We start from the raw sequence: 26821 nt of genomic DNA, 5'->3' as shown, positions 1-26821 counted from the left end.
ATTATCCAACAATCGAGGCCAGCTTGAAGATCGGCAGGTACATGCCGATGACCATGCCGCCCACCACCACGCCGATGAACACCATGATCATGGGTTCGATCAGGCTGCTCAGCGCGTCGACGGCGTTGTTCACTTCCTGCTCGAAGTATTCGGCCACCTTGAAAAGCATCGAGTCCAGGGCGCCTGCTTCCTCGCCGATGGCGGTCATCTGCACCACCATGTGCGGGAACAGGTTGACCTGCTTCATGGCCATGTTGACCGGATAGCCCACGGCGACATCGTCGCGCATCCGCAGCACCGCCTGTTCATAGACACTGCTGCCGGTTGCGCCGGCGACGATGCTGAGTGCTTCCACCAGGGGCACGCCGGCCTTGAACGTGACCGCCGTTGTGCGGGCAAAACGCGCAATGGCGCTGTTATGCAGGATCTGGCCGATGACCGGGACCTTCAATACAAGCCTGTCCATTGCGTGCTGCATCGGTATGGATCGTTTGTAGGCGAACATGAAACCGATGATCGAACCTGCAACGATGAACAGTATCAGCCACCACCAGCTGACCATGAGCTTGGAGGCTGCAACGATCATCTTGGTGAAGGCGGGCAGGTCCGCGCCGAAGCCGGCAAACACCTCCTCGAACTGCGGAACCACCCAGATCAGCAGGATCGAACTCACCAGCAGCGCGACCGCGATGGTCATCGTGGGATAGAACAGCGCCTTCTTGATCTTGCCCTTCAGGGACTCGAGGTTCTCCTGATAGTTGGCGATGGTTTCGAGCACGGTCTCCAGAACGCCCGCGCCTTCGCCGGCGCGGACCAGGTTGCGGTACAGCTCATCGAACTGCACGGGGTGCCTGCCGATGGCCTCGTACAGCGAGGAACCGCCCTCCAGGTCAGCGCGGATCTGCCCCACCATCTTGGCCATGCGGGGGTTCTTGTGCCCGCTGCCGATGATCTCCAGCGCCGTCACGATGGGCACGCCGGACTTCATCATGGTCGCCATCTGGCGGCTGAAGAAGGCGATGTCCTTGGGCTTGATGGGCTTGCCGGTGGCGCCGAACAGCGGTTTGGGCTTGGGTTTCACCACGGTGGGGGTGATCCCCAGGCGGCGAAGCTCGGCCTTGAGCAGGTTGGCGTTCTTGGCGTCCTGCTCGCCCTTCATCTTGGTGCCGCGCTTGTCGGTCCCCTCCCAGACAAACGGCTGCATCTGGCTGGTGTTGCGACCCGCCGACTCTTTGCTTGCTGCACTTCGGGTAACGGCCATTTCTTCTCCCCGTCCGGGCATCCCCACCCGGAACAATGGTCTGCATGGTAGCGGTTCGCTTGGCTTCCGGCACGCCCTCATCCGGCCTTTGACGCGTTGGGTCACACTTGGCCGGGACAGGGCGCTGGCCAAAGGGTGGAGGGCTGCGTCACATTGTGACGTTTTTCGTCATGTTGGAGTGCCAGTCTCGAAATTGATGCCGGGGGGCTTCACTTATTTCAGGATGCTGCCATCATTGCCGCGGGGAGTAGGGGGTGCTGGGCTAGTTGGCACGCAACCTGCTTTGTAACCCCATGCGGGGCGGGCATTCGCCTGCAACCATGTTCACAATTCACACCTCTAGGGGATGTACTTATGAAGAAGCAGCAGGGCTTTACCCTCATCGAACTGATGATCGTCGTGGCGATCATCGCCATCCTGGCCGCCATCGCGCTGCCGCAGTACCGCAACTACACCCAGCGTTCGGCCAACGGCGCCTGCCTGGCTGAAGCCAAGGCCTTCATGGGCGCGGCCGTTGCCAATCTGGCCGATGGCCGCACCGCTCCGCCCTACACTCCGAAGGGTTGTGACCCGGCCGGTGCCGTTCCGACTGTCGATGAGGCTGCCTACAACGGCGGCACGACGGTGACCTTCGTGGCTGCAACGAAGGGCAATGCGGATATCAAGAAGGATACCGATTGCAATGTTGGCAGCGGTCAGTGCGAACTGAAGCCGTAAATCTCCGGTGATGAGGAGATCGAAAAGCGCCGAAAGGCGCTTTTCGTTTGTCGAAAGGACGGGTTCCGCGCTGGATGTTGGATTCCGTTGTGGTCATGGCGTTTTGCAGGGGAATAGATGAGTTCCGCACGGCACTACCACCTGCTTGCAGTACTGCTCTCCCTGCTCGCTGCTGGAGTGTTCATTCCTGGCTTGGGCGGTGGGTTCCTGTTCGATGACAACCCGAACATCGTCGAGAACGTGGCGATCCATGTGTCGGATCTTTCTGTTGATCGGCTGCTCAATGCGGCCTACAGCTTCGAGCCCGGGAATGGCTCGCGGCCGCTGGCGATGCTCAGTTTTGCCTTGGATTTCTGGCGTGCTGGTCTCGATGCGGGGAGTTTCAAGGCCACCAATCTCCTGATTCATGCATTGACGGTGCTTGCGCTGGCATTGTTCCTGCGCCAGTTGTTTCTGCTGGCGAACTGGGGGCCGCGTAAGGCAGGCGGTGTGGCGCTGTTGCTTGCGGTGGTTTGGGGCGTCCATCCGCTGCAGGTATCCACGGTGTTGTATGTGGTGCAGCGCATGCAGATGTTGGGGACGCTGTTCCTTGTACTGGCGCTATGGGCGTACCTGGGGATGCGTAAAGCGCAGATCGAGGGGAGGCCAAGTCGACACTACGGCGTTCTTGTGGTGTTGCTATGGGCTCTGGCATTCGCAAGCAAGGAGGACTCTGCGCTGTTGCCCTTGTTTACGTTCCTGCTTGAAGTCACGGTGCTGCAGTTTCGTGCTGCACAGTCGGGCTTGCAGGATATGCTGCGCAGAGGGTATTGGATTGCCGCATTGCTCGGTGCTGGGGTCTATTTATGCGTGGTTGTCCCGCACTACTGGCATTGGGGGGTGTATCCCGGAAGGGACTTTTCCAGCCTGGAGCGATTGTTGACGCAAGGGCGCGTGCTAGCGATGTACTGCGGGCAGATAGTGCTTCCCCTGCCTTCCATGATGCCTTTTTACTACGATGATCTCGTCATTTCGCGTGGGCTATTTTCCCCAATTTCGACGATCCTCGCCCTTGCTTTCATCGTTGCATTGGTAGCGTTGGCCTGGTGTTTCCGTCGCCGCGCGCCATTGGTCTGCTTCGGTGTTCTCCTGTTTTTTGCAGGGCATTTCATTTCGAGCAATGTCCTGAATCTGGAGATGGTGTTCGAGCACCGCAATAATTTTCCACTGGTCGGATTGGTGCTCGCGATCGGGGTTTCCTGCGTGGGTATGCTTGAGCGTCGCGAAGGAGCTGCTCATGCAGGAAGGAAGATGGCTTTCTGGGCTCTGGCGATAATCGGGTTGGTGCTCGTCGGGGCGACGGTTTCAAGGTCGTACGAATGGGGAGAGCCGCTGCGCTTTGCCGAGAGGAGCGTGGAGCTCGCGCCACGCTCGGAGCGTGCGTGGCTGTTGCTCAGCGGCGTATATGCGAAACGGAGTGGTCTTGATCCGGCCAGTCCGGACTTTGGCCGAGCGCTGGCGCTAAGCGAGAAAGGGGTGGAGGCTACGGAATCCGCAGCCCTGCTTTCGAACATTGTCATTTTCAAGACGATGCGCGGGGATGACGCGAGCCATGATTGGGAGAGGCTGCTGGATCGATTGCGGAAAGCCCCCATGAGTGTGCAGAACAAGAACGTTCTCTGGGTGATGCTTGGAAACGCTGACAAGGGTATCGGCCTGGACCCTGATGGGATGATCGAGCTGATCGGGATCGTATCCGCGCGATCCAAATTGACTTCCGAGCAGAATCTGCGCGTGGGCGCATACATCCACAATGAAACCAAACATCCTGAGTTGGCGCTTGCGTACTTGCGCCGTGCTGTGGAGCTTTCCCGGGTGGGTGACCCTGGTGTGGAACGGATGCTGCAGCAGCTGAGGGAGGCGGGGCGGGCAGACTGGGCCTCGCAGTTGGAGGTCGTTGCACGTGCCTCCGAATTGATCCCTGCAAAGAGAGGCGCCAACTGACGGGCGGAGTGGTCTCCGAAGGTTGGCACGCTCTGTGCTTGTGAAGGGTATGTGTTTTTTGGGGGAGTAGGGAAATGTCTAAGAATGAAAGCGGCTTTACGCTTATCGAGTTGATGATTGTTGTAGCCATCATTGCGATTCTCGCAGCCATCGCACTGCCGCAGTATCGAAACTACACGCAGCGGTCGGCGAACGCTGGCTGCTTGGCCGAGGCGCGGGCTTACATGAGTACGGCGGTTATCGAATTGGCTGATTACAAGTTGCCGCCGGCTTATGAGGCCAAGGCCTGTGATACCAGCACCAGCTTGGGATTGACGACCAGTGATTTTGCAACGCCGCGTACTGTGACATTCAACTCCCTGACGCGTGGGAATGCACCCATCAAGAGGGACGTGGACTGCAACACGGGTAGTGGGCAGTGCGCGTTACAAAACTAGCCGCTGGGCTCGATGGGCCTGGGGAGGGGCTGCGGCGCGGACAGTGATCCGGGAGGTCGATGTCTGTCGAAAACGGCGTGGAGTGGCGCTCGTACGACGGGGCAGGCGTTGAGTTTGCGTATACTGGAGGCGCTTGGACGTGCCCGGATGGTGCCCTTCGCCAGTCCGGTGCCGTGCTCAGGGGGAGCAGCGGCTCTGGCTAGTCCAGCTTCTTCCGTCGCACCAGGACAGTCGTGAAAGGCCCGATAGCGTTAGGTACCATCCGCACCAGTATCGTGTTCGGATTGCGTTTGCTGGTGCAGTCGGCGACGTTGTTGCTGGTTGCACGACTGCTTGGTCCGCGGGAGTTTGGTGCGCTTGCCGGTGTTGCTGCATTGGCTGTCATTCTGGGGGCGTTGTCTTCCTTTGGAATGCAGTTGGTGCTGCTGGGCGAGGTTGCCAAGGCTCCTGAGCGCCGTCTCATCGTGCTTCGTAGCGCGATCCCTTGCACGCTGTTGTGTGGCGGTGCTTTGTTGACGGTCTATCTCGTTTCAACTGTCCATCTGTTCGGTCGGGTCATGCCCTTCCACGTCCTTGCCATGATCGGCATTGCCGAGCTTTTGGTGCAGCCCCTCTTTGCATTGATGACAACTGAGCACCATGCGCTTGGGCGTATTGCCGGTGCGCAATTGTTGCAGCTGCTGCCCATGCTGCTGCGGCTTCTCGCAGCTGGCTTGACCCTCATCGTGCAGCCGGAGCTGCCTCTGGACGTATATGGGGCAGGCTACCTGCTTGCCTCCGTTGTGGCCCTGTTCTGCGGTGCCTGTGTTCTCCCAGGGCGCTGGCCGAAGGTGGATGAATGGCGCTTGCCAGATAGAGGTGGATGGGGGGAGGCATTCGGTTATGCCGTAATCAACATCACACGTGCTGCTCCAGGTGAGCTTGATAAGGCCTTGTCGCTGAAGCTGTTGCCGCTGGGAGCTGCCGGCATGTATGCCGCTGCGGCAAGGGTGGTCGGGGCGGCGACGTTGCCAGTTTCCGCAATGATGCTTTCCGCATTGCCGAGATTGTTTCGTGAGGATCGTGGTTCTGGACCCACTCGCCGTCTTTTCATATGGATGTACGCATGCGCATTCATGTACAGCCTTGTGCTCGCTGCGGCACTGTGGCTCGCGGCCCCGTTGCTGGATGTTTTTTTCGGTGTGCAGTACGCAGGTGTCGGCGAAATTGTTCGCTGGTTATGTCTTGCGGTTCCCGGAATGGCGATAAGGCAGGTAGTCGGGAATTCGCTGATGGCCTTCGGCGAGCGGTGGATGCGTGTCGGCTTCGAGATGGGAGGCCTGGTGATCCTTGGGCTTGCCGGGGTGGTGTTGACTCAGCGATTTGGGGCATTGGGATTGCCGTTGGCCGTAATATCCGCAGAGTGGACAATGGCGGTCATCGGTTCGGTGCTGGTCGTTCGTGTCGTGATGCCAAGAAGGGGAATGAAATGAAAGCGAGTCCGAGTAAATGACGAGATCCTATTCCGAGTCGGGGTGTCCTGGCAGTCCCGCCATCAATACGGAGGCAGTAACGCGTTTCTTCGAGGAGCGCGCCGGAAAGATTTCATCGATCGGCCCCCTGCACGCGGTGATCTATCAAGAGAAGAACGCCGAGTTGGCGCGGGGCAGGGATATCGCTGAAAAGGCCAAGTTGCTTCCGCTGCTACGTCTTGATGGGGCTCAGCGTGTATTGGACGTCGGCTGTGGAACGGGGCGCTGGGCCAGTGAACTAGTACAAAGGAGTGCTTGGTATCACGGGATCGATGCTTGTGCTGGGCTCGTGGACTATGCGCGTGAGCAGTTTTCGGATTCCTCCAACTGCCGCTTCAGCGTCATGGCCGCCGATGATTTCTCGCTGGATGCACTGGATGAGACTGGGCCTTTTGACAGGGTGCTGTGCGCGGGTGTGCTGATCTACCTCAACGATGCGGAAGTGCGTCGGGCAATCAGGAACATGGCAGCCATACTTGCGCCGGGCGGCCTTGTGATGTTTCGTGAGCCGATGGGGGTGGGGATGCGGCTGACAATCTCGGAACACTATTCGGAAGAGATGGAACAGCAGTACAGTGCCATCTACCGGACTCATGAAGAGCTCGAGCGATTGATTCAGCAGGAGATGCCAGGTGTGCGCTTCAAGCTGGTCGGTTCGGGGGATGTGTACGACGAGCCCTGGCTCAATAATCGAAGCGATACCCGGCAGATGTGGTTCCTCATGGAGCGGATTTCGTGAGTACTGCTTTCTGCTTTGATCTTGATGGCACGATTACAACTACCGAGCTGCTGCCATGTATCGCCTCGGAACTGGATGTTGCCGATGAGATGGCGACACTCACGCGATTGACGATGGAAGGCTACATCCCATTCTCTGATTCCATGCGATTGCGCTGCCTTATCCTGGGGCAGGTGCCGGTAGCGAGGGTGCATGCGATCGTCGAGTCGGTCACGCTTGAGCCCTCGCTTGTTGAATTCATCAATGAGCGTGTCGATGACTGTTTCATTGTCACGGGAAATCTTGATGTTTGGTTGAGGCCTCTCATGAGTCGTCTGAAGTGTCGTTGGATATGTTCCAGGGCAAGGCAGGACGAAGGGCGCTTACGGCTTGAGGATATTCTCGATAAAGGTGCGGCCATGCGTGCATTACGCGCCCTCGGGGGGCATCGGCGGTATGTTGCCGTTGGGGACGGTGCCAATGATGTTCCCATGTTGAAAGAAGCTGATATCGGCATCGCGTACGGTGCAGTGCACTCCCCGGTGCCGGCGACGGCGGCTGCGGCTACGATGCTCATTAATTCGCCGGAGGCGTTATGCAAGCTGTTGAAGGTGCTGTAATCGCCTGTGCAGGGCTCGGTTCACGGTTGGGGATGGGTTTGCCCAAGTGCTTGATCGAAGTGGACGGAAGGACCATTCTCTCGCGCCTGATCGAGGCGCTGGAGTCACGGGTGTCGCGCATCCATGTTGTCATCGGCTATCGCGAGGAAATGGTTGCTGAGTATTGCGCCCGTCATCATCGCGACGTGATCCTGATCAGGAATCCTCGTTTCAGGGAAACCAATACCGCCTACAGTATCTCGTTGGGAAGCGCAGGCTTTCTTTCAAAAGTGTTGTATCTGGACGGCGACCTGATCATCGATGAGTTATCGCTGGCCGGATTCGTCGAAAAAGCCGCGAGTGTGCGAACCCTCGTCGGGGTGACTCAGGCCAAAAGCGAGAATGCGGTGTTTGCTGAGATCTCAAGCCGAATGCAGGGGGAGATGGAGATATCAGCATTCGGCAGGGGGCTGGACAGTAGTTACGAATGGGCCAATGTTTTCTCTGGACCACCATTGCGGCTGGAGGAAGCATCGGGATATGTCTATCAGGCGCTTGAATCTCAGTTACCTTTGCCGGCCTGGCTGTTGGACCTGCATGAAGTAGATACGCCGGGGGATCTTCTGGCCGCGGAGGAGTTCATGAGTGAGCGAGCGCGACGTGAGTGATGATTTGGCGTCGCGTCAAGTGGTATTCGTCGATGTCGCGGGTAGAAGGTGTGTGTGAGTCAGGATAAAGCCACTCGCGCCGTTGGCGAGCCGGGACGGCATCCCGGTGCTCCTTTACGCGTGCTCTTGTTGGTTCAGCGGCCGGAAGCGTGGGTGAATCTCGCATCGCTGTGGTTGGCGATGCGTGATGGAAATGCTTTCAGTTCAGAGGTGTGGGTGCTGCCTTACAGCATCGAGAATCCGGCTGTTTCGCAGCAGAAATTGCCCCTGATGCGGGCTGTGCTCGCCAGCGACGGGATTCCATTTCATGAATGGGCGCAAGGTGAAGTTGTTTCGCCGGGCCAGTTCGACGTGGTGGTTCTGAATCATCCCTATGACCGGGATCGGCCGAGGCAGCTGTGGGTCGATCGGCTGAAGCAGGTGATTCCCATCATGCTCTACATCCCTTATGGATTGGTGATGGCGGGTGGGCGGAAGAATCTGAAGCTGCAGTTCTCACAACCAACGCAGATTCAAGCGACAGCGGTTATTGCAAGATCGGAGCACGAGAAATCGCTCTATCGCAGACATTGCCCGCGTGGCGACGGGCATGTTCACGTATTGGGCCAGCCCCGTTTCGACCACCTGATGGAAGCGCTGTCGCGGCCTGTGCCGGGTTGGTTGTCGGATGCCATTGGCGGGCGATGCGCGATTCTTTGGAATTCGCATTTCAGTTTCGGAAAGTCCTGCTCCCACGGGGGCAATTTCTCGACGTTCGATCTGCTGGGGCCGGAGTTGCTTGAGCTCGTGATTTCGCGACGCGAGCAACTATGCCTGATATGGCGACCTCATCCAGGGTTGTTTCCCGCAATCGTTGCAGAGGGTTTGCTGGATCAGGATGAAGTTTCGACGCTACGCGAGGAGCTGGCGGCGCTAGGCATGGTCCTTGATGAATCGGCTGATCATGCGGATGCTTTCAACGCTTCGGATGCTCTGCTTACCGACGTCGGGTCGTTCCTATTGGAGTATCTGGCGACGGGAAAGCCAATTCTTTCCCTGGTGAATGTTGAAGGGGAGCCCTTCAATGAGGAAGCGTCCCGGTTGGTCGCGCACTACGCGCGGGCGAGCACATCAGCTGAAGTTGCAGGCTTCATCCACCTGGTCCAGAGTGGGGCCGTAGATGTAACGGGTCTTGAGCACGCATTGGCAGATCACCTTCCGATGCTGGATGGATTCGCTGGCCAGCGGGTCGCGCAGTTGATGCTCGAGCTTTGCGGAGAGATTTCCTCTTCGGCTCGGCCGTCCCGAACAAAAAGGGGGGCAATGAAGGTGGATCGCAAGCTCGGCGATGTCCGGATGAAACCGGGGAGTACAAATTCGCCGACATGCATCCCGCCAGTGTTGGACAAGTTGATGGTTGGGCTGAGATCCCTGCGCGCCGAGAAAGCAGAGCAACCGGGATGGGAAAAGGCCGTGCGCCGTCGACTCAACGGATTGCGGGTCAGTCTTGGCGAGGGGGTCAAGAGACATCCTGGCTTGATGGATCTTGCCCGGCGTCTCGGGAAGCGTTGAGCACGCTCGCTTTATGCCCCTCTTGGTGGAGGTAAGGTTGCCAGGAATTCCAAGGTGTCGGCGGATATTTCCTGCCACGTAGCGCCCTCCGGCATTTGGAGCAACGTGGCTGATTCGAGTTGCTTCAGAATTACCTCGGCAATGCTGGCGGGGTCACCCGGGCTGGCCAGCAGGCCATCCAGTTGCCGGGCCTGCAACGGGAAATTGCCGGAGAAGTTGGGTGTGAGGGTGGCTACGACTGGCTTTCGCATGGCGATGTACTCCGTAATCTTGCAGGAGGATGCCATGTCGAGGTAGGGCGAGCTTCGATAGGGAAGGGCAAGGAGGTCGCAGGAAGACATCGCCAACGGCACCTGCGACACAGGGAGGTTGCCCAGATAGGTAACACCTTCAATGGATGTGTCGAGGGCATGCTCCTTCCGGCCAGCCAGAATCAGTTCGACGGGATGCCCTTTGTCACGCAGGATCTTGGCCGAAGCGATCAGGTCGGTGACGCCCCGGTCCGCAGTCATGCTACCGAAATAGCCAATCAGGATACCGGTCGTGGGTAGTCCGAGCGTCCCCCTGCTAGCGGACATGTCACTTGGTGTGAACAGTGCCTCATCAATTCCATTCAGGGTCAGGTGATTGTGAGTCGCGCGTTGCAACTGCGCCATGAGCGGTCGGCTGGCAAAGATGCGCCCGTCCGCGCGATCGAGCAGGTGCTTGAAAAGATTGAAGCCAGGCAGGTTCAGGTATGCCCGGAACTCATCGTACTTGTCGTAAACGTCGAAAACGAATTTGGCGCCGATGCGCTGCGCCAAGCGATATGCCATCAATCCGATGTAACAGTCACCGCTTGCGACAACAATGTCGAACTGGACCTGTTTGCTGGCGCTTCTAATCTCATGCCATTCGCTCAGGGAGGCGCGACTGAAGATCGGAGTGGATTTCAGCCGGAGTTGTCCCTCCGTTCGATTGACGACGTCCTTGGAGTGATAGTCGATGAGCCAGAGTGATGTCTGCATCCCTGCCTTGGCCCAGAAACTAGGCAGCTGGTAAATGCGGCCATACTGTTCCTGGACGGCATCGCGATTCGTATAGAATCGTTTGCCAATGAATAGGATCTTCACCATTTCCTCTTGGGGGCGTTCTGATCATCAGGTGGACGCGGTGCCACATGGCCGCGATTCGGTTCACCTTCGGCCGGATGGGTTGGCCTTACTTGTTCGATTGGACGGAGCGAATTGCGGATCCCAGCTGCTTTCCAAACTCCGGCCACGCGAACCTGCCGGCGAATTCCATGCAGTTCTCGCGGCTGATTTGTGGGGATCGCAGCGTTTGTATGATTGCTGTGGCGAAGGCGGCATAGTCTTCGGCGGTGATCAAATGGCCGGAGTATCCCTCGGCAACCGAGTCGATGACGCCGCCGTTGGCGAATGCGATGGTGGGGAGCCCATGTGCGGCCGCCTCGACCGCGACCATGCCAAATCCTTCCAGGTCTCCGGGGATGTTGCGAACCGGAAAGGCGTGGACGGTCGCGATTCCGTAAGCGATATTGAGCTCGCTTTCGGCGACAACACCGGTGAATCGGATGTTGTTCCCCACTCCGGCCGCATCGGCGGCAGCTTGGATGGACTCCATCGACTGTGGCTCTGCGTGCAAGGCGTTGTTCGGTGAATCGCCGATGATGAGGAGTAGGGCATCTGGAATGGCTTGCACGATCTGGGGCAGCGACAGCGCAGTGAATTCCCGCAAGCCTTTGCGCGCGGAGAGACGGCCAACCGAAAGAATGATTCTGCTGTCCTTGAGGCGATGCTTCTCACGAAAGACGTTGATCTGATCATCTTTCGGTCTGCAGATCTCTTCCAGCGGTGGATCCACCCCCGGATGAATCACCTTGATGCGCGACTCGTCAACACCAACACGGCGGCAGATCTCGGCGGTTGGACGGCTGTTGGCAACAAGAAGATCGAGCGATCTGATGGCTGGCAACCAGAATGTTCGATAGACCGGGTGTTTGGCCGTGAGATCAAGCCCGTGGACATAGGCACATGATTTTGCCCTGCAGGCGCTGGCCGCGAGCAGGGCAATGGGGGCAGTCAATCCGCTGCCAGCGATGACGACGTCTGGTTGCCAATGGCGGGCTTGTTGCGCGGCCTGCCAAGTGGAGCTGGCAAGAAAGCGCCACAAGGGACGCAGTGGAACCTCGGTCGTCGCGATCACCTTTCGCGGAGCCAGCTGCGCCGCTCCGTTGGGGGCGATGACCTTTACATCTGCGTCTGCCGATAGTTCATCAAGCAGATGCCAGTTGAGCCGTTCCATGCCGCCGATCAGAGGCGGAAGGTTGCGGGTGATCACCAGAATGCGCAGGCGGCGTCCTTCAGGCATCGCGTCGATACGTCAGATTGGTGATCTGTTCGGAGACCAGGCCGATCAGGAAAATAATTACCGAAGCACTGAACAACAATGTGCTCATGTTCGTGAATCTATGCATCGTCGCGAAGGTGTAGGCGTAATAACCCACGCCGACCATGAAGAAACCAAGAGCAACTGGCCCAAACAACTTCATCGGCGAGTACAGCGTGGCAATCTTGAAAATAATCAACAGGAAGCGAATACCATCCTTGATCGGTCGGATGTGGCTGCCGTTGCCTACGCGCTTGGCGACCGGGATCGGCACGTAGGCCACCGGGTAGGCGCTACGGAAAAAAGCCATCGTGCTGGTGGTCGGGTAGCTGAAGCCATTGGGCAACAGGTGCAGGAACTCGCGGAAGCGTTCGGCGCGGACTGCGCGGAAGCCGGATGTCAGGTCATCGATCCGATGCCCGGTCATATGGCTGGCCAGCGTGTTGTAGAACGCGTTGGCCAGACCTCGGTGGAAGTTGGCCTGCCCGTCGCTGTCGCGGGCGCCCACGACCATGTCATAGCCTTCGTCCAGCTTGGCCAACAATCGCGCGATGTGGTCGGCGCTGTGTTGGCCGTCGGCATCCATGAACACCAGGATCGCCCCGGTGGCGGCGCGCGCGCCGCGCTTGATCGCGGCACCGTTGCCCATCGAGTAGGGGCTGGTCAGCACCTTTGTACCGAGCTGGGTGCAGACGCTGGCGGTCTCGTCGGTGGAACCATCGTTGACCACGATGATCTCTGCCGTTGGATACGCTGCCTGCAGCGCGGGCAGGGTGCGCCGCAGCCCCTCGGCCTCGTTCTTGGCGGGCAGGATGATGCTCAGTTCTGGCACGTGCGTTTACCGGTAGTTCTCCCCGCGGCAATAGTAGCCGGGTTGGTGAGGAAGGGGGGAGGTCAGGAACGCCGGGGGCCGGGCCAGTATCCGCCTGATGCGGACGCTGGCCTGGGGCGCCGGCATGCGTACAATTGCCAAGGTTAGGGTCCGGCCCAGGGGAAGCTCATGAACGCTGCAGTCACTGCCAATCTCGTCGGAATCACGGGCATCGCCCGTCGGCTGGTTCAGGATGGGGCGTTGGAGGAAGCCACCGCCCGCACGGCCATGGCCCAGGCGGCCGAGGCCAAGATGCCGCTGAGCCAATGGTTGGCGGAGAAGAAGCTGGTGAGCGCGGCGAACATGGCCGCCGCCAATGCCATGGAATTCGGGATGCCGCTGCTGGACGTGTCGGTATTCGATCCCAGCCAGAACGCGATGAAGCTGGTCAGCGAGGAATTGCTGCGCAAGCACCAGGTGCTGCCGCTGTTCAGGCGTGGCGGCAAGCTGTTCCTGGGTACCAGCAACCCGACCCAGTCGCTGGATGAGATCAAGTTCCATACCAATCTGGTGGTGGAGCCGATCCTCGTTGACGAGGAGCAGATCCGCCGTACCCTGGACCTGTGGCTGGCCAGTAATGAGTCGCTCGGGGACAGTCTGGGAGGGGACGACGAGGCCATTGGAGACCTCGATGTCGCCGTCGGGGACGAGGAGGGTAGTGCAGGCGGTGATGCTGGCATCGATGCCAAGGGCGACGACACGCCGGTAGTGAAGTTCGTCAACAAGGTGCTCGTCGATGCGATCCGGAAGGGGGCGTCAGACATTCACTTCGAGCCTTACGAAGATGACTATCGCGTCCGCCTGCGCATCGATGGCCTGCTCAAGACCGTGGCCAAGGCGCCGGTGAAGTTGAACCAGCGCATCGCGGCACGCCTGAAGGTGATGTCGCAGCTGGACATCGCCGAAAAGCGGGTGCCGCAGGACGGCCGTATCAAGCTCAACCTGTCCAAGACCAAGCAGATCGACTTCCGTGTCAGCACGCTGCCGACCCTGTTCGGCGAAAAGATCGTGCTGCGTATCCTGGACGGCAGCGCCGCCAAGCTGGGCATCGACAAACTGGGCTACGAGCCGGTCCAGCAGCAGTTGTTCATGGAGGCCATCCACAAACCTTATGGCATGGTGCTGGTCACCGGCCCGACCGGCTCGGGCAAGACCGTGTCGTTGTACACCGCGCTGGGCATCCTCAATGACGATACCCGCAACATCTCCACTGCCGAGGATCCGGTGGAAATCCGCCTGCCGGGCGTGAACCAGGTGCAGCAGAACAACAAGCGCGGCATGACCTTCGCCGCGGCGCTGCGCTCGTTCCTGCGACAGGACCCGGACATCATCATGGTCGGCGAAATCCGCGACCTTGAAACCGCGGAGATCGCCATCAAGGCCGCGCAGACCGGCCACATGGTGCTGTCCACGCTGCATACCAACGATGCCCCGCAGACCATCGCGCGCCTGATGAACATGGGCATCGCGCCATACAACATCACCTCGTCGGTGACGTTGGTCATCGCCCAGCGCCTGGCCCGCCGGTTGTGCTCCAACTGCAAGCGTCCGGCGCACCTGCCGGAGAACGCGCTGTTGGCCGAAGGCTTCACCCAGAAGCAGTTGGACGAGGGCATCCAGCTGTTCGAGCCGGTGGGCTGTGATGAGTGCACGGAAGGTTACAAGGGCCGTACCGGTATCTACCAGGTGATGCCGATGACCGACGAGATCGCCGCGATCGTGCTGCAGGGGGGCAACGCCATGGACATCGCCGACGCTGCACAGAAGATCGGGGTCAACGACCTGCGCCAGTCGGCTTTGCTCAAGGCCGCGCAGGGTGTGACCAGCCTGGCCGAGATCAACCGCGTCACCAAGGATTGATCGGCGGCTGCTTGCTACCTGCCGTACAGCAGAACGCCGGGCAGTGCCCGGCGTTCTGCTGTCGGTGGTGCCGGGCGCTGTCCGGCGCGGAGCGTACTTACTCCATGCCCAGCTTTTTCAGCTTGTAACGCAGGGCACGGAAGGTGATGCCGAGCTGGGCGGCGGTCCTTGTCTTGTTCCAGCGGTTCTCTTCCAGTGCCTTCTGGATCGCCGCGCGCTCCATCTGCTCGATGTAGGAGGGCAGGGCGGCACCCGAGGGATCGATGTCGATGACCGCCTCTTCCGTGACCGCGGCGCCCGCGCCGGGGCCTTCGGGCTGCAGCACGCTGGCCGGCTTGGGCGCGGGCAGGCGCAGGTCGCTGGCGTCGATGGTGTCGCCGTCGGCCAGGGCCAGGGCGCGCTCGAGGATGTTTTCCAGCTCGCGTACGTTGCCGGGGAAGGAGTAGCCGGCCAGGGCATCCAGCGCCGAGGGCGACAGCACCGGTGGCTTCTGGTTCTGGGAACGGGCCAGCCGGTCGAGGATCGCGCCGGCCAGCTGCGGCAGGTCACCGCGCCGCTCGCGCAGCGGTGGTACCCGCAGCTCGATCACGTTGATGCGGTAGTACAGGTCATGGCGGAAGCGGCCATCCTGCACCAGCGCCCCGAGGTCCTTGTGGGTGGCCGACAGGATGCGCACGTCCACCGGAACTTCAGTGGAGGCACCCACCGGGCGGACCGACTTCTCCTGGATGGCGCGCAGCAGCTTGACCTGCATCTGCAGCGGTAGTTCGGCCACTTCGTCCAGGAACAGGGTGCCGCCATTGGCCGCCTGGAACAGGCCGGGCTTGTCGGCATGGGCGCCGGTGAAGCTGCCCTTTCGATGGCCGAAGAACTCGCTCTCCATCAGCTCGCCGGGGATGGCGCCACAGTTGACCGGGATGAACGGGCCGGCCGCGCGCGCGCCCTGGTCGTGGATGGTGCGGGCCACCAGCTCCTTGCCGACGCCGGATTCACCGAGGATGTAGACCGGCGCCTGGCTGCGCGCGACCTTGGCGATGGTGGCGCGCAGCTCGTCCATGGCAGCGGAGCCACCGAGCAGGCGCGTGGCGTTCTCCGGCGGCGGCGGCGTGCTCGGCCGGGCGGCATTGTTCAGTTCGATCGCATGGCGGACCAGTCCGCGCAGCACGTTGATGTCCACCGGCTTGCTGACGAAGTCGAAGGCGCCGGCCTTCAGTGCTTCCACCGCCAGGTCCATGCTGCCGAAGGCGGTGATCATGGCGACCGGGGTGCGCGGGTAATCACGGGTGATCTCGGCGACCAGCTCGATGCCGTTGCCGTCGGGCAGGCGCATGTCGGTCAGGCACAGGTCGAACGGATTGCTGGCCAGCAGCTCCCGCGCTTCGGCCAGGTTGGCCGCGGTACTGATGCGCAGGCCCATCCGGCCCAGGGTCAGAACCAGCAGTTCGCGGATGTCGCGTTCGTCATCGACGATCAGGGCGCTATGTGTCGCATTCATGGGCGAAACGATAGCCGAGGCGAGGGGCCTGCGCCAAACATTCGACGCACGGTTTGCGCATTTTCAACCCAGGTCGCGATTGAATGCGGCCTTGGGGACGGACAGGGTCAGGCGGAAGCAGGCCCCGCCCGCGGGGACGGAGACATAGTCCAGCTGGGCCTGGTTGGCCCGGCACAGCTCGCGCGCGATGTACAGGCCCAGGCCGGTGCCGTGCTCGGAGGTCGTATAGAAGGGGCGGAACAGCTGGGCGGCGATGGCGTCGGGAATCCCGGGGCCGCGGTCCATGACGTCGATCACCGCGTGTCGCTCGCCGGAGGCCACGCGGATGCGGACGCGGGCGGGCTCCTCGACCATGCGACCATACTTGAGCGCATTGTGGACCAGGGCGGTCAGTACCTGGTGCAGGTGGCGCGAGTCCATCAGCGCCGGCACGCTGGGCTCGCGGATCACCGCCTCCAGGCTGTCGGTTTCCAGCGACAGGCTCTGCCGGTACTCCAGCACGAAGCGCCGGACAAAGGTGACCAGGTCCAGGTTCTCCGGGTTGGCCCGTTCGCGCCGGGCCAGGGCCAGCACGCTTTCCACGATGCCGTTGGTGCGCTGGCACTGCTGGTGGATGATCTGCAGCAGGCGGCGGTCGGCATCGCCCAGGTCGTTGGATTCCTCCAGCAGCTGGGTGGCGTAGTTGATGGCCGCCAACGGGTTGCGGATCTCGTGGGCCAGGCTGGCGGAGAACCGGCCCAGCGTGGACAGGGTGAGCGATTCGGCACGCTTGGAGACGACCGAGGTGTCGTCCAGGAACACCAGGGTCATGTCGCTGTCGGCCAGCAGCCGGGCGAAGCGGGGCAGGACTTCGGCCTGTTCCGGTGCCAGTTGCAGGGCCACTTCTTCTTCCTGCCAACCGCCGCGCCAGCGCTGCAGGCGCCGGGCCAGTTCCGGCGAGGCGCTGGCCAGGGTGACGCGTTCGGTGGCCAGGGTGCCTTCCAGGTCGCCAAGCAGGGCGGTGGCCGCCTCGTTGGCCAGGGTGATGCGGCCATCGATGTCGACCACCAGCACGCCGGTGCGCATGCGCCGGATGATCAGCTCGTTGACCTCGAACAGGTTGGCCACCTCCGCGCCGCGCTGGTCGGCCAGTTGCTGGGTGCGCCGGGTGCGGTTGCCGATCTGGTAGCAGATGAAGGCCAGCGACAGGTAGCTGGTCACGAACATGGCCAGTTCGGCCAGGGTACGGCTGTTGTCGACGCCTTCCAGGTAGGTCCAGCCGAACTCCAGCACGCTGGCGCCGCTGGCCAGCAGTGCCACCAACATCGCGCGCGACAGCGGCAGCAGCAGGCCGGCGGCGGCGATGTTGAACAGCAGCGACATCGAAATGCCGGCGCTGGAGCCGGGCAGGGCATGGCTGAGCAGCACCGCCGCGACGATGTCGGCCAGCACGCTCCAGAACACGATGGTCTGCAGCCAGCGCTCGTTGCGGCCCCAGAACAGCAGCCCGGCCGATACCAGCAGGTAAATCGCCGACACCCACTGCGCCAGCCCGACATGGTGGGCCTCCCCGACCATCATGCTCAGCGGGCTGAACACCAGGGCGCACAACAGCGAGGCGACCAGCAGGCGGAACAGGGCGAAGAAGTACAGTTCACGGCGCGGGATCGACTCGATGCGGTCAATCAGCGAAGGGCTGGGGGCCAAGCCGGAACTCCTATCTGCAGACGGGCTCGGGCAAGTATAGGTGCCGGCGGGCCGGTTCCGGGCGTTTTCACAGGCGCCGGACAGTTGCGGCAAGTGGCTGAAAATGCATGGGAAAGCGTGCCGGTCTTGGCGATTTGTACAGACTTCTTTGCGCCCCGGCGCTGGCTCGGCCACAATAGTGGGCCCGCCGCGGTCCATGCTGGCGCCCCTCCGTGGGGCCCGAGGAGATGCGTGCGGTCGTTCCTATTCCCACGGTGACGCATGAATTTCCACGAGTACCAGTCAAAACAGCTGCTTGCCGAATACGGTATCCCGGTTCCGGCCGGCAAAGTCGCGGCTACCCCGGACGAGGCGGTTGCCGTCGCCCAGTCGCTGGGCCAGGGCCCCTGGATGGTCAAGGCGCAGATCCACGCAGGCGGCCGCGGCAAGGCCGGCGGCGTCAAGTTCTGCAAGACCGTCGAAGACGTGAAGGCCGCTGCAGCCAAGATGCTCGGCACCAAGATGGCCACCTACCAGACCGCCGGCGTCGAGCTGCCGATCAACCTGGTGCTGGTGACCACCGCCGGTGAGATCGTCAAGGAACTGTACCTGTCGGTGCTGGTCGATCGTGGCACCCGCACCATCAGCTTCATCGCTTCCTCGGAAGGCGGCATGGAGATCGAGCAGGTTGCCGCCGAAACCCCGGACAAGATCCACACCCTGAACGTGGACTTCGTCGAGGGCGTGCAGGGTTACCACGGCCGTGACATCGGCTTCAAGATGGGCCTGACCGCCAAGCAGGCCGGCCAGTTCGCCAGCATCATGGTGAACCTGTACCGCATCTTCAACGAAAAGGACCTGGCGCTGGTTGAGATCAACCCGCTGGCCATCCTGGACGACGGCAACCTGTACGCGCTGGACGGCAAGTTCAACAGCGACGACAACGCCGCCTTCCGTCACAAGGAACTGGTCGCCATGCGCGACAAGTCCCAGGAAGACGAAACCGAAGTGACCGCTTCGGAGCTGGACATCAACTACGTCACCATGGACGGCAACATCGGCTGCATGGTGAACGGCGCCGGCCTGGCCATGGCCACCATGGACGTCATCAAGCTCAACGGCGGCGAGCCGGCGAACTTCCTGGACGTGGGCGGCGGCGCGAACAAGCAGCGCGTGATCGAGGCGTTCAAGCTGATCCTGTCCTCGGACAAGGTCGAAGGCATCTTCGTCAACATCTTCGGTGGCATCGTCCGCTGCGACATGATCGCCGAGGGCATCATCGCCGCGGTCAAGGAAGTGGGCGTCAAGGTTCCGGTCGTGGTGCGCCTGGAAGGCACCAACGTGGAAGAAGGCAAGCAGCTGCTGCGTGACAGCGGCATGGCCATCATCCCGGCTGACAACATCAACGACGGCGCCAAGAAGGTCGTTGAAGCTGTCAAGAACGCCGCCTGATCCCGACACCAAGGAATTCCCATGTCTGTTTTGATTAACAAGAACACCAAGGTGATCGTGCAGGGCTTCACCGGCCAGCAGGGCACCTTCCACGCCACCCAGATGATCGAGTACGGCACCCAGGTCGTCGGCGGCGTCACCCCGGGCAAGGGCGGCACCACCCACATCGACCTGCCGGTGTTCAACACCGTGGCCGATGCCGTGCAGGCCACCGGCGCTGACGCGTCGGTCATCTACGTCCCGCCGCCGTTCGCTGCCGACGCCATCCTGGAAGCCGCTGCTGCCGGCATCAAGGTCATCGTCTGCATCACCGAGGGCATCCCGGTGCTGGACATGCTGCGCGTGGACAACGTGCTGAAGGGCTCGCACCCGGATACCGTGCTGATCGGGCCGAACTGCCCGGGTGTCATCACCCCGGGTGAGTGCAAGATCGGCATCATGCCGGGCCACATCCACAAGCCGGGCAAGATCGGCATCGTGTCGCGTTCGGGCACCCTGACCTATGAAGCGGTCAAGCAGACCACCGAAGTCGGCCTGGGCCAGTCCACCTGCATCGGCATCGGCGGTGACCCGATCAACGGCCTGAACTTCGTCGACTGCCTGAAGCTGTTCAACGAAGACCCGCAGACCGAAGGCATCATCATGGTTGGCGAAATCGGCGGCGACGCCGAAGAAGCCGGTGCGGAATACATCAAGGCCCACGTGAAGAAGCCGGTCGTCGGCTTCATCGCCGGTGCCTCGGCGCCGGCCGGCAAGCGCATGGGCCATGCCGGTGCGATCGCCTCGGGCGGCAAGGGCACTGCGGAAGGCAAGTTCGCCGCAATGGAAGCGGCTGGCGTCGTCACCGTGCGTTCGCCGGGCGACCTGGGCGCTGCCATCGCCAAGCTGGTCAAGTAAGCGCTGACCGCCGGTGATGTGTCGAGAAGGCCGCCCCTTGGGGCGGCCTTTTCTTTTGTGCCGAGCTTGAAGGGCTGCCCTCACCCCTACCCCTCTCCCGCGGGCGGGAGAGGGGAGAGCCAAGGCGAAGGCCGAAGCCGAAGCCGAAGCCGAAGCCGAAGCCGAAGCCGAAGCCAAGGCCGTGCGCTCCTGCGGTTGCTTTCCCCTCTCCCGCCGGCGGGAGAGGGGTAGGGGTGAGGGCAGCTTTCCGAGCCTTATCCCTCCATATGCCTGATTTTCCCGTCGTCCCCGCGCGGGACCTTCCTCCTTCCGACGGAAGGAGCGAAGGACATGCGAAAAGGTGCCAAGACCGGCTGCGCCAGGGCCTTGCGGCAACGGATGACCGACGCCGAGCAACGACTCTGGTACCACCTGCGTGCCGATCGCCTGGCCGGCTTCAAGTTTCGTCGCCAGCATCCCATCGGCCCCTACGTGGTCGACTTCGCCTGTCTGGCGCGGCGGCTGGTCATTGAACTGGATGGCGGCCAGCATGCCGGTGATCCTAACGATCCGGCACGTGAAGCCTTCCTGAGGCGCCAAGGCTACCGCGTGCTGCGGTTCTGGAATAATGAAGCCCTGAGCAACACCGCCGCGGTCTGCGAGAGCATCCTGCAGGCGTTGTCGATCAAACCAAGCCCCCGCAGGGTGCGGGGCCAAGCAGAAGGTTGTTGATATGTCCCAATCGCTACGCATCGCCCTGGCCCAGTTCGACTTCCCGGTCGGCGACGTGGCCGGCAATACCGGCCGCATCATCGAGCTGATGCACGAGGCGCGTGACGAATACGGCGCGGACGTGGTGCTGTTCCCCGAGTTGGCGGTCAGCGGCTATCCGCCGGAAGACCTGCTGCTGCGCCCCGGCTTCCTGGATGACTGCGAGCAGGCCATCGCCCGCATCGCCACCGAGGCGACCGGCATCGTGGCGGTGGTCGGTTGGCCGCAGAGCGCCGGCGCAGTGGTCTACAACGCGGCCAGCGTGCTGCGCGACGGTGTCGTGGAGACCACCTACCGCAAGCGTGAGCTGCCCAACTACGCGGTGTTCGATGAGCGTCGCTACTTCGATGTCGATCCGGATGGCGGCAACTGCGTGGTGCAGGTCAACGGCGTGCAGGTCGGCCTGGTGATCTGCGAGGACCTGTGGTTCCCCGAGCCGCTGGCCGGCACGATGGCCGCCGGTGCCCAGCTGGTGCTGGTGCCCAATGCCTCGCCGTACGAGCGCGGCAAGCATGCCCAGCGCGATGCGCTGCTGGCCGAGCGCTGCGCGGCATCGGGCGTGGGCATCGCCTACCTCAACACCATTGGTGGCCAGGACGCGGTGGTGTTCGACGGTGCCTCGGTGGTCGCCGACGGTGACGGCACGGTGCATCCGGCGGCGGTGGCGTTCGCCGAGGAAATGCTGGTGGTCGAGTACAACCTCCAGGCGCGCAGCTTCATGCCGTTGCGCTGGATCGACGACGGCGATGAAAGCATGGATGCGCTGGCGTGGCGGGCGGTGACGCGTGGCATCCAGGACTACTGCCGCAAGAATGGCTTCGGCAAGGTGTGGCTGGGCCTGTCCGGCGGCATCGACTCGGCGCTGGTGCTGGCGATGGCGGTGGACGCGCTGGGCGCGGACAACGTCACCGCGGTCAGCCTGCCGTCGCGTTACACGGCCGATCTGTCCAACGACCTGGCCGTGGAGCAGTGCCGTGCGCTGGGCGTGAAGCTTGAGACGGTGCCGATCGAGCCGGCATTCCAGGGGTTGATGCAGTCGCTGTCGGTGATGTTCGAAGGGCAGGCAGCCGATGTCACCGAGGAGAACCTGCAGTCGCGTAGCCGTGGCGTGATCCTGATGGCGCTGTCCAACAAGTTTGGCGGCCTGCTGCTGACCACCGGCAACAAGAGCGAGTACGCGGTTGGCTACGCCACCATCTACGGCGACATGTGCGGCGGCTACGCGCCGCTGAAGGACCTGTACAAGACCGAGGTCTACGGCCTGTCCAAGTGGCGCAACACCGTCGGCGGTGCGCCGGTGATCCCCCCGGCGGTCATCGCCCGCGCGCCCTCGGCCGAACTGCGCGAGAACCAGACCGACCAGGATTCGTTGCCGGCCTATGACGTGCTGGACGGCATCCTGTACCGCTACATCGACCAGGAGCAGTCGCGCCAGGACATCATCGCCGCCGGGTATGCGCCCGAGGTGGTGGAGCGGGTGCTCAGGCTGGTGCGCATCAGCGAATGGAAGCGGCACCAGGCCGCGCCGGGGCCGAAGGTGTCGCGACGTGCCTTTGGCCGTGAGCGGCGCTACCCGATCACCAACGGGTATCGCGGCTGAGGCAAGGTGTTGCGCGAACAGCAAAGGGGCCGAAAGGCCCCTTTGCTGTTTCCGTGGAGACGGAAATGCCGATGCGTGTCGATGTGTGTCGACTTCGTGGGCGTTGGATGTCGCCCGTCGTGGGGCGTGCCGGTCAGTGCGATCTCGCGTCAAACCGTTGGCATCCTGGATTGGCACCCTAGGCCCACAAGAAAACATCAAGTCATCTCTCTCCTTTGCCACCGCCCCGCGCGGTGGCGAATTTTTTGCGTCATCTGAAGGTGCGCCTGACCTGCCGGGGAGGCATGGCGAAGCGTGTCAGTGATGACGCGGGACGACGGGCCGTGTCGGGTGATGGCCGATCGACGCACTGCATGACACGAAGTTGGCACGGCACTGCCATCAATTGAAAAACAGCAGCGATATCGGATCGTTAATTTTCCGTCAGGCCGGTGCAATGACGCTTTCATGCACGGGCCGATCAAAACGGTTCTGAGCGATCAGGACGTGTCCTTCTTCATCTGGAACACGTAAATAATGAATATCAAGACAAACTCCGGTCTTCGCCGTGGTGCGCTGGTTGTCGCCATTGGCTTGTCCCTCAGCGGTACGGTCGCGGCGCAGGAGGCAGCCGGCAGCAGTACGAATGCGACCACCCTGGATCGCATCGAGATCACCGGCTCGCGCATCAAGCGTGCAGATGTGGAAGGTGCATTGCCGGTAACCGTGATCGGCCGCCAGGACATCGAGGTAAGCGGCAGGGCAACGGTGGCCGACATCCTGCAGAACTCCAGCTTCAACTCCTTCGGCTCCTTCGTGCCCAGTTCCGGCAGCTCCGCCCAGTCGTTCGCCGGCCTGAGCCTGCGCGGCCTGGGCGAAGGCCGCACGCTGATCCTGATCGATGGCCGGCGTGCCGCGGTGTCGCCGCTGACCGGTGAAGGCCAGGACCTGAGCTCGATCCCGGCCGCGGCAGTGGAGCGCATCGAGATCCTGACCGATGGCGCCTCGGCCATCTACGGTGCCGACGCGATCGGCGGCGTGGTCAATGTCATCACCCGCAAGAACTATGAAGGCTTCCAGGTCAGCGCCGGCGCGACCGACAACAAGTACGGTGGCGATGCATCCGAGGCCTCGGTGCTGTTCGGCGCGGCGGGCGAGCGTGGCTCGGTGATGGGCGGCATTTCCTACACCGACCAGAAGATCAGCTATGTATCCGACTACCCGTGGTCGGACACGGTCGCCGGTTCGTCGTACTCGAACAACTACCTCAACGTGCTGACCGATGCCAATGGCAACCGGGTTGCCGGCTCGAACCTCTACACCAACGGCAGCAGCGTGGTGCCGGGTGGCTGCTCGGGCACCAACTTCTACGAGAGCACCAGCAGCACCGGCCGTACCAGCTGCCTGTACAACTATGTCGGCGACATGGCCGACACCGCCAGCATCAAGAACAAGAACCTGTTCCTGCGCTCGGAGTACGCGCTCAGCGATGCCTGGACCATCAACGCCGACATCTACGTGAACCGCAAGAACAGCACCAGCGTCTACGCGCCCGTGCCCGAAAGCATCTTCGTCAGCGCCGACAGCCCGAACAACACCACCGGGCAGGATGCCTACATCAAGCACCGCTTTGCCGCCTTGGACAAGCGCTATACCTACACCGACGAGAACAGCTACGACGTCAACCTGAGCCTGCATGGCCAGCTGACCGACAGCACCAGCGTCGACTTCGGCGTGCGCAGCAATGAGGCGCGTGCGACCGTGACCGGCTACAACTACGTCAACATCCCGGTGGCCGAGCAGTACTTCGAAAGTGGCCAATACAACGCCTTCGACCCGTACGCCAACTCCCAGGAGGTGCTCGATGCCATCAGCACCACGATCGGCCGCAACACCTTCTACAAGCAGAAGGAGTTCAACGCGCAGTTGACCACCGACCTGTTCACGCTGCCGGGTGGCGTTTCCTCGCTGGCGGTGGGCGGTGAGTACAGCAAGCATGACTATGCGGATATCTATGACCAGCAGTCGGCGGCCGGCAACGTGGGTGGCTCGTCCGGCAATTCGGCATGGGGCGAGCGCAACCTGACCTCGGGCTTCGCCGAGTGGAGCCTGCCGATCTTCGACAACTTCTCGGCAGACCTGGCTGTTCGCTACGACCACTACTCCGACTTCGGTGATTCCACCTCGCCGAAGCTGTCGCTGCGCTTCCAGCCGCTGCACAACCTGACCTTCCGCACCTCGTATGGCAAGGGCTTCCGCGCGCCGACGCTGCAGGCGCTGAACCAGCAGGATGCGTTCTCGGCCGACTCGGTGACCGACGAGGCCACGGCACTGGCCTACGGCCTGGCCGCGTCCAGTTCGATCCAGATCAATGGCTACCACGTGGCCAATCCGGACCTGAAGGCCGAGACCTCCAAGCAGTTCAGCTTCGGCGTGGTGTACGACCCGTTCTCGTGGGCCAACATCACGCTGGACTACTGGAACACCGAGATCAAGAACCAGATCAAGTGGTACTCCGCGCAGACGGTGATCAACCGTACCGCCCTTGGCCAGTACCTGCCGGACAACCTGTCGGTCGTGCGCAACAGCGACGGTTCGATCCAGGCGGTGTATGCCGGCTATGGCAATGAAGGGTTGGTCAAGACCGACGGCATCGACCTGAACATCCGCACCCAGTTCGACCTGGATGACTGGGGCAGGCTGACCTCGACCCTGCAGGGTTCCTGGACCCACAGCTACAAGGTCGACAGCCGTTACGGCTCGGACGAGTACGTCGGCACCAGCGGTTACCCGGAGTGGCGTGCCAACCTCAACACCCGCTGGGAGCGCGGCGACTGGAGCGTGGCGTGGACCATGAACATGATCGGCTATGAGCCGGGCTACTACGTCGACTACTACGAAGGTGACTACAGCTGCTCGGAGCTGAAGAGCGAGGGCTACGTGAAGCGCTGCAGCGGCGCCTACATCACCCATGACCTGCAGCTCAACTACCAGGCCCCGTGGAATGCGACGATCTCGCTGGGTGCCCGCAACCTGACCAACAAGGCGCCGGTGTACGACGTGGCGTACTCGCCGACCAACTTCAACAACTATCTGTACAACGGCTACGGCCGCCAGCTGTACGTGCGTTACACCCAGAACTTCTGAGGTTCGCGCGACTGAGGGTGCAATGTGGGCGGTCCCGGTGACGGGGCCGCCTTTTTTGTCGACCGGAACATGCAGGGCGGTGCGTGGCCGAAGCCGTGTTCGCCAGTGCCGGAGCAGGGGATGTTGTGGGACGGAGCTGGGATTGCCTCCCCGCCTGCGCGGTGGGGAGATGGGGGAATCGCCGGGGCTGCTACGGCTTGCGGCCTGGGATCTGCCCCGGTTACGTACATCCCGGGCATCGCGTCATCCGGGCCTCGGCAGGGCAGGGGCGTCGTTGGCCCACAACGGGAAAGGGGCCCGAAGGCCCCTTACCGTACTCGCATGCGCTGGCTGCTTACTTGCGGCGGCTCATCGTCGCATTGCTCTGGCCGGTGGCCACCGACTTCTCGCCGGCGAACGGGTTGAGCTTGCGGATCATCCACGGGTACTTCGGCCAGTCGCCGGTCAGCCACGGGTGGTCGGGCTGGTTCAGCTCCAGCACGCGGCGGGCGTCGTCGGCCAGGGTCTTGTTGCCGATGTGGGTATAGGACTCGCCCAGCACCGCCACGGCGTCGTACTGGAAGGCGCTCTGCGGGTAGGTTTCCAGCAGGTAGTTGGCGCGGCCGGCGGCCGAGACCCAGGCGCCGCGGCGGGCGTAGTACAGGGCATTGTCCAGCTCGTGCTGGGCGAACACGTCGCGCAGCTCGATCATGCGCTGGCGCGCATCGGCCGCGTAGCGGCTGTTCGGGTAGCGCTCGGTGACGATGGTGAAGTCGGCGTAGGCCTGGCGCGGGGTGGACAGGTCACGGCGGCTCGGGTCCAGCGACCACACGCGGCGCAGGAACACCGTGTCACGGTTGCCGTTGGCCAGGCCGCGCAGGTAGTACAGGTAGGCGATGTTGCGGTGTGTCGGGTAGGTGCGGATGAAGCGGTCGATGCTCGACACGGCGTCATCGTTCTTGCCGGCCTTGTACTGGGCATAGGCGCTTTCGATCATCGCCTGCTCGGTGTACGGGCCGTACGGATACTGGGCGATCAGGCGCTTGAAGCTGGTTTCGGCGCCGGACCAGTTGCCGCCTTCCATCAGCTTGTGGCTCTTTTCGTAGAGCTGCTCGACAGGCGCGCCTTCATCGGCGTCCTTCTTCTTGTCGCCGCGGTGGCAGCCGGTGGCGACGAAAACCAGGACCAGCAGCAGGGCGGTGAGGCGGACGGGCGCGGACAGCAAAGAGCGTCGGATCATGGGTCAGGGCGGGACGCGGCAGGAATACGAGGTGTCGATGATAGCCTAGTGGC

21 protein-coding genes are annotated in these 26821 nt (G+C 62.1%); 14 read left to right on the top strand and 7 right to left on the bottom strand.

Annotated elements, in window-relative coordinates; all coding sequences use genetic code 11:
* Position 1 precedes the first annotated feature (1 nt).
* Positions 2-1204, bottom strand: coding sequence for a type II secretion system F family protein (locus ATCM_RS15560; RefSeq protein WP_225591845.1), 1203 nt, complete (start codon positions 1202-1204; stop codon positions 2-4).
* A 411-nt stretch (positions 1205-1615) separates the two neighbouring features.
* Here ATCM_RS15560 and ATCM_RS19455 point away from each other — a divergent pair, with 411 nt between their 5' ends.
* The 8 genes from ATCM_RS19455 to ATCM_RS15520 all read left to right on the top strand — a co-directional run bounded on the left by ATCM_RS19455 (position 1616) and on the right by ATCM_RS15520 (position 9445).
* A complete protein-coding gene (locus ATCM_RS19455; protein WP_132865389.1) occupies positions 1616-1978 on the top strand; it encodes a prepilin-type N-terminal cleavage/methylation domain-containing protein in 363 nt (120 codons plus the stop codon).
* 117 nt (positions 1979-2095) lie between these two features.
* A complete protein-coding gene (locus ATCM_RS15550; RefSeq protein WP_132865388.1) occupies positions 2096-3961 on the top strand; it encodes a hypothetical protein in 1866 nt (621 codons plus the stop codon).
* Between the two features lie 74 nt (positions 3962-4035).
* Entirely contained in the window at positions 4036-4398 is a 363-nt protein-coding gene (locus tag ATCM_RS19450; protein ID WP_132865387.1) for a prepilin-type N-terminal cleavage/methylation domain-containing protein, read from the top strand.
* Between the two features lie 233 nt (positions 4399-4631).
* The gene (locus ATCM_RS15540) at positions 4632-5870 is read left to right on the top strand and encodes an oligosaccharide flippase family protein (RefSeq protein ID WP_132865386.1); all 1239 of its coding nucleotides are present in this window, start codon (positions 4632-4634) and stop codon (positions 5868-5870) included.
* Positions 5871-5886: 16 nt separating this feature from the next.
* Positions 5887-6648, top strand: coding sequence for a class I SAM-dependent methyltransferase (locus tag ATCM_RS15535; RefSeq protein ID WP_132865385.1), 762 nt, complete (start codon positions 5887-5889; stop codon positions 6646-6648).
* Positions 6645-7247 (top strand): HAD family phosphatase, encoded by a 603-nt coding sequence (locus ATCM_RS15530; RefSeq protein ID WP_132865384.1) that lies wholly within the window; start codon positions 6645-6647, stop codon positions 7245-7247. The genes ATCM_RS15535 and ATCM_RS15530 overlap by 4 nt, the downstream gene beginning before the upstream one ends.
* A complete protein-coding gene (locus ATCM_RS15525; RefSeq protein ID WP_132865383.1) occupies positions 7223-7894 on the top strand; it encodes an NTP transferase domain-containing protein in 672 nt (223 codons plus the stop codon). Before ATCM_RS15530 ends, ATCM_RS15525 begins: the two co-directional genes overlap by 25 nt.
* Before the next feature lie 54 nt (positions 7895-7948).
* Positions 7949-9445, top strand: coding sequence for a hypothetical protein (locus ATCM_RS15520; RefSeq protein WP_132865382.1), 1497 nt, complete (start codon positions 7949-7951; stop codon positions 9443-9445).
* Positions 9446-9456: 11 nt separating this feature from the next.
* Here the strand turns inward: ATCM_RS15520 and ATCM_RS15515 are convergent, their stop codons facing one another.
* The 3 genes from ATCM_RS15515 to ATCM_RS15505 all read right to left on the bottom strand — a co-directional run bounded on the left by ATCM_RS15515 (position 9457) and on the right by ATCM_RS15505 (position 12665).
* On the bottom strand, positions 9457-10557 hold the full coding sequence (locus ATCM_RS15515) for a glycosyltransferase (RefSeq protein ID WP_165931198.1): 1101 nt from the start codon (positions 10555-10557) through the stop codon (positions 9457-9459).
* A gap of 88 nt (positions 10558-10645) precedes the next feature.
* On the bottom strand, positions 10646-11815 hold the full coding sequence (locus ATCM_RS15510) for a glycosyltransferase family 4 protein (protein WP_132865380.1): 1170 nt from the start codon (positions 11813-11815) through the stop codon (positions 10646-10648).
* Positions 11808-12665, bottom strand: coding sequence for a glycosyltransferase family 2 protein (locus ATCM_RS15505; RefSeq protein ID WP_132865379.1), 858 nt, complete (start codon positions 12663-12665; stop codon positions 11808-11810). The genes ATCM_RS15510 and ATCM_RS15505 overlap by 8 nt, the downstream gene beginning before the upstream one ends.
* A 168-nt stretch (positions 12666-12833) precedes the next feature.
* Between ATCM_RS15505 and pilB the strand changes: the two genes are divergently transcribed.
* Complete coding sequence (gene pilB / locus ATCM_RS15500; RefSeq protein ID WP_132865378.1) at positions 12834-14564, top strand: type IV-A pilus assembly ATPase PilB; 1731 nt, start codon at positions 12834-12836, stop codon at positions 14562-14564.
* A gap of 97 nt (positions 14565-14661) precedes the next feature.
* Here the strand turns inward: pilB and ATCM_RS15495 are convergent, their stop codons facing one another.
* Both ATCM_RS15495 and ATCM_RS15490 read right to left on the bottom strand, forming a co-directional pair.
* A complete protein-coding gene (locus ATCM_RS15495) occupies positions 14662-16059 on the bottom strand; it encodes a sigma-54 dependent transcriptional regulator (protein WP_132865377.1) in 1398 nt (465 codons plus the stop codon).
* Positions 16060-16122: 63 nt separating this feature from the next.
* A complete protein-coding gene (locus ATCM_RS15490) occupies positions 16123-17745 on the bottom strand; it encodes an ATP-binding protein (RefSeq protein ID WP_132865376.1) in 1623 nt (540 codons plus the stop codon).
* Between the two features lie 261 nt (positions 17746-18006).
* Here ATCM_RS15490 and sucC point away from each other — a divergent pair, with 261 nt between their 5' ends.
* The 5 genes from sucC to ATCM_RS15465 all read left to right on the top strand — a co-directional run bounded on the left by sucC (position 18007) and on the right by ATCM_RS15465 (position 25549).
* A complete protein-coding gene (gene sucC, locus ATCM_RS15485; RefSeq protein WP_132865375.1) occupies positions 18007-19176 on the top strand; it encodes an ADP-forming succinate--CoA ligase subunit beta in 1170 nt (389 codons plus the stop codon).
* 21 nt (positions 19177-19197) lie between these two features.
* The gene (sucD, locus tag ATCM_RS15480; protein WP_132865374.1) at positions 19198-20073 is read left to right on the top strand and encodes a succinate--CoA ligase subunit alpha; all 876 of its coding nucleotides are present in this window, start codon (positions 19198-19200) and stop codon (positions 20071-20073) included.
* Positions 20074-20403: 330 nt separating this feature from the next.
* Positions 20404-20784, top strand: a complete 381-nt coding sequence (locus ATCM_RS15475; protein WP_132865373.1) for an endonuclease domain-containing protein — start codon at positions 20404-20406, stop codon at positions 20782-20784.
* A gap of 1 nt (position 20785) precedes the next feature.
* The gene (locus ATCM_RS15470; protein ID WP_132865372.1) at positions 20786-22423 is read left to right on the top strand and encodes an NAD+ synthase; all 1638 of its coding nucleotides are present in this window, start codon (positions 20786-20788) and stop codon (positions 22421-22423) included.
* A gap of 516 nt (positions 22424-22939) precedes the next feature.
* The gene (locus tag ATCM_RS15465; RefSeq protein ID WP_132865371.1) at positions 22940-25549 is read left to right on the top strand and encodes a TonB-dependent receptor; all 2610 of its coding nucleotides are present in this window, start codon (positions 22940-22942) and stop codon (positions 25547-25549) included.
* Between the two features lie 334 nt (positions 25550-25883).
* Here ATCM_RS15465 and ATCM_RS15460 read toward each other — a convergent pair whose 3' ends face one another.
* Positions 25884-26768, bottom strand: coding sequence for an outer membrane protein assembly factor BamD (locus ATCM_RS15460; RefSeq protein WP_132865370.1), 885 nt, complete (start codon positions 26766-26768; stop codon positions 25884-25886).
* Positions 26769-26821: the final 53 nt, after the last annotated feature.

The sequence above is a fragment of the Stenotrophomonas sp. ATCM1_4 genome (assembly GCF_004348115.1).
Taxonomy (GTDB): domain Bacteria; phylum Pseudomonadota; class Gammaproteobacteria; order Xanthomonadales; family Xanthomonadaceae; genus Stenotrophomonas; species Stenotrophomonas capsici.
The sequence above is the reverse complement of the archived record's forward strand: the minus strand, read 5'-3'. Positions and strand labels throughout refer to the sequence as shown.

Bases quoted from the DNA above. Each gene is read 5' to 3' on its own strand.
- sucC (WP_132865375.1), top strand. From the start codon at position 18,007: ATGAATTTCCACGAGTACCAGTCAAAACAGCTGCTTGCCGAATACGGT.
- ATCM_RS15460 (WP_132865370.1), bottom strand. From the start codon at position 26,768: ATGATCCGACGCTCTTTGCTGTCCGCGCCCGTCCGCCTCACCGCCCTG.
- ATCM_RS15465 (WP_132865371.1), top strand. From the start codon at position 22,940: ATGAATATCAAGACAAACTCCGGTCTTCGCCGTGGTGCGCTGGTTGTC.
- ATCM_RS15535 (WP_132865385.1), top strand. From the start codon at position 5,887: ATGACGAGATCCTATTCCGAGTCGGGGTGTCCTGGCAGTCCCGCCATC.
- sucD (WP_132865374.1), top strand. From the start codon at position 19,198: ATGTCTGTTTTGATTAACAAGAACACCAAGGTGATCGTGCAGGGCTTC.
- pilB (WP_132865378.1), top strand. From the start codon at position 12,834: ATGAACGCTGCAGTCACTGCCAATCTCGTCGGAATCACGGGCATCGCC.
- ATCM_RS15560 (WP_225591845.1), bottom strand. From the start codon at position 1,204: ATGCAGCCGTTTGTCTGGGAGGGGACCGACAAGCGCGGCACCAAGATG.
- ATCM_RS15495 (WP_132865377.1), bottom strand. From the start codon at position 16,059: ATGAATGCGACACATAGCGCCCTGATCGTCGATGACGAACGCGACATC.
- ATCM_RS19450 (WP_132865387.1), top strand. From the start codon at position 4,036: ATGTCTAAGAATGAAAGCGGCTTTACGCTTATCGAGTTGATGATTGTT.
- ATCM_RS15525 (WP_132865383.1), top strand. From the start codon at position 7,223: ATGCAAGCTGTTGAAGGTGCTGTAATCGCCTGTGCAGGGCTCGGTTCA.
- ATCM_RS15550 (WP_132865388.1), top strand. From the start codon at position 2,096: ATGAGTTCCGCACGGCACTACCACCTGCTTGCAGTACTGCTCTCCCTG.
- ATCM_RS15475 (WP_132865373.1), top strand. From the start codon at position 20,404: ATGCGAAAAGGTGCCAAGACCGGCTGCGCCAGGGCCTTGCGGCAACGG.
- ATCM_RS15470 (WP_132865372.1), top strand. From the start codon at position 20,786: ATGTCCCAATCGCTACGCATCGCCCTGGCCCAGTTCGACTTCCCGGTC.
- ATCM_RS19455 (WP_132865389.1), top strand. From the start codon at position 1,616: ATGAAGAAGCAGCAGGGCTTTACCCTCATCGAACTGATGATCGTCGTG.
- ATCM_RS15510 (WP_132865380.1), bottom strand. From the start codon at position 11,815: ATGCCTGAAGGACGCCGCCTGCGCATTCTGGTGATCACCCGCAACCTT.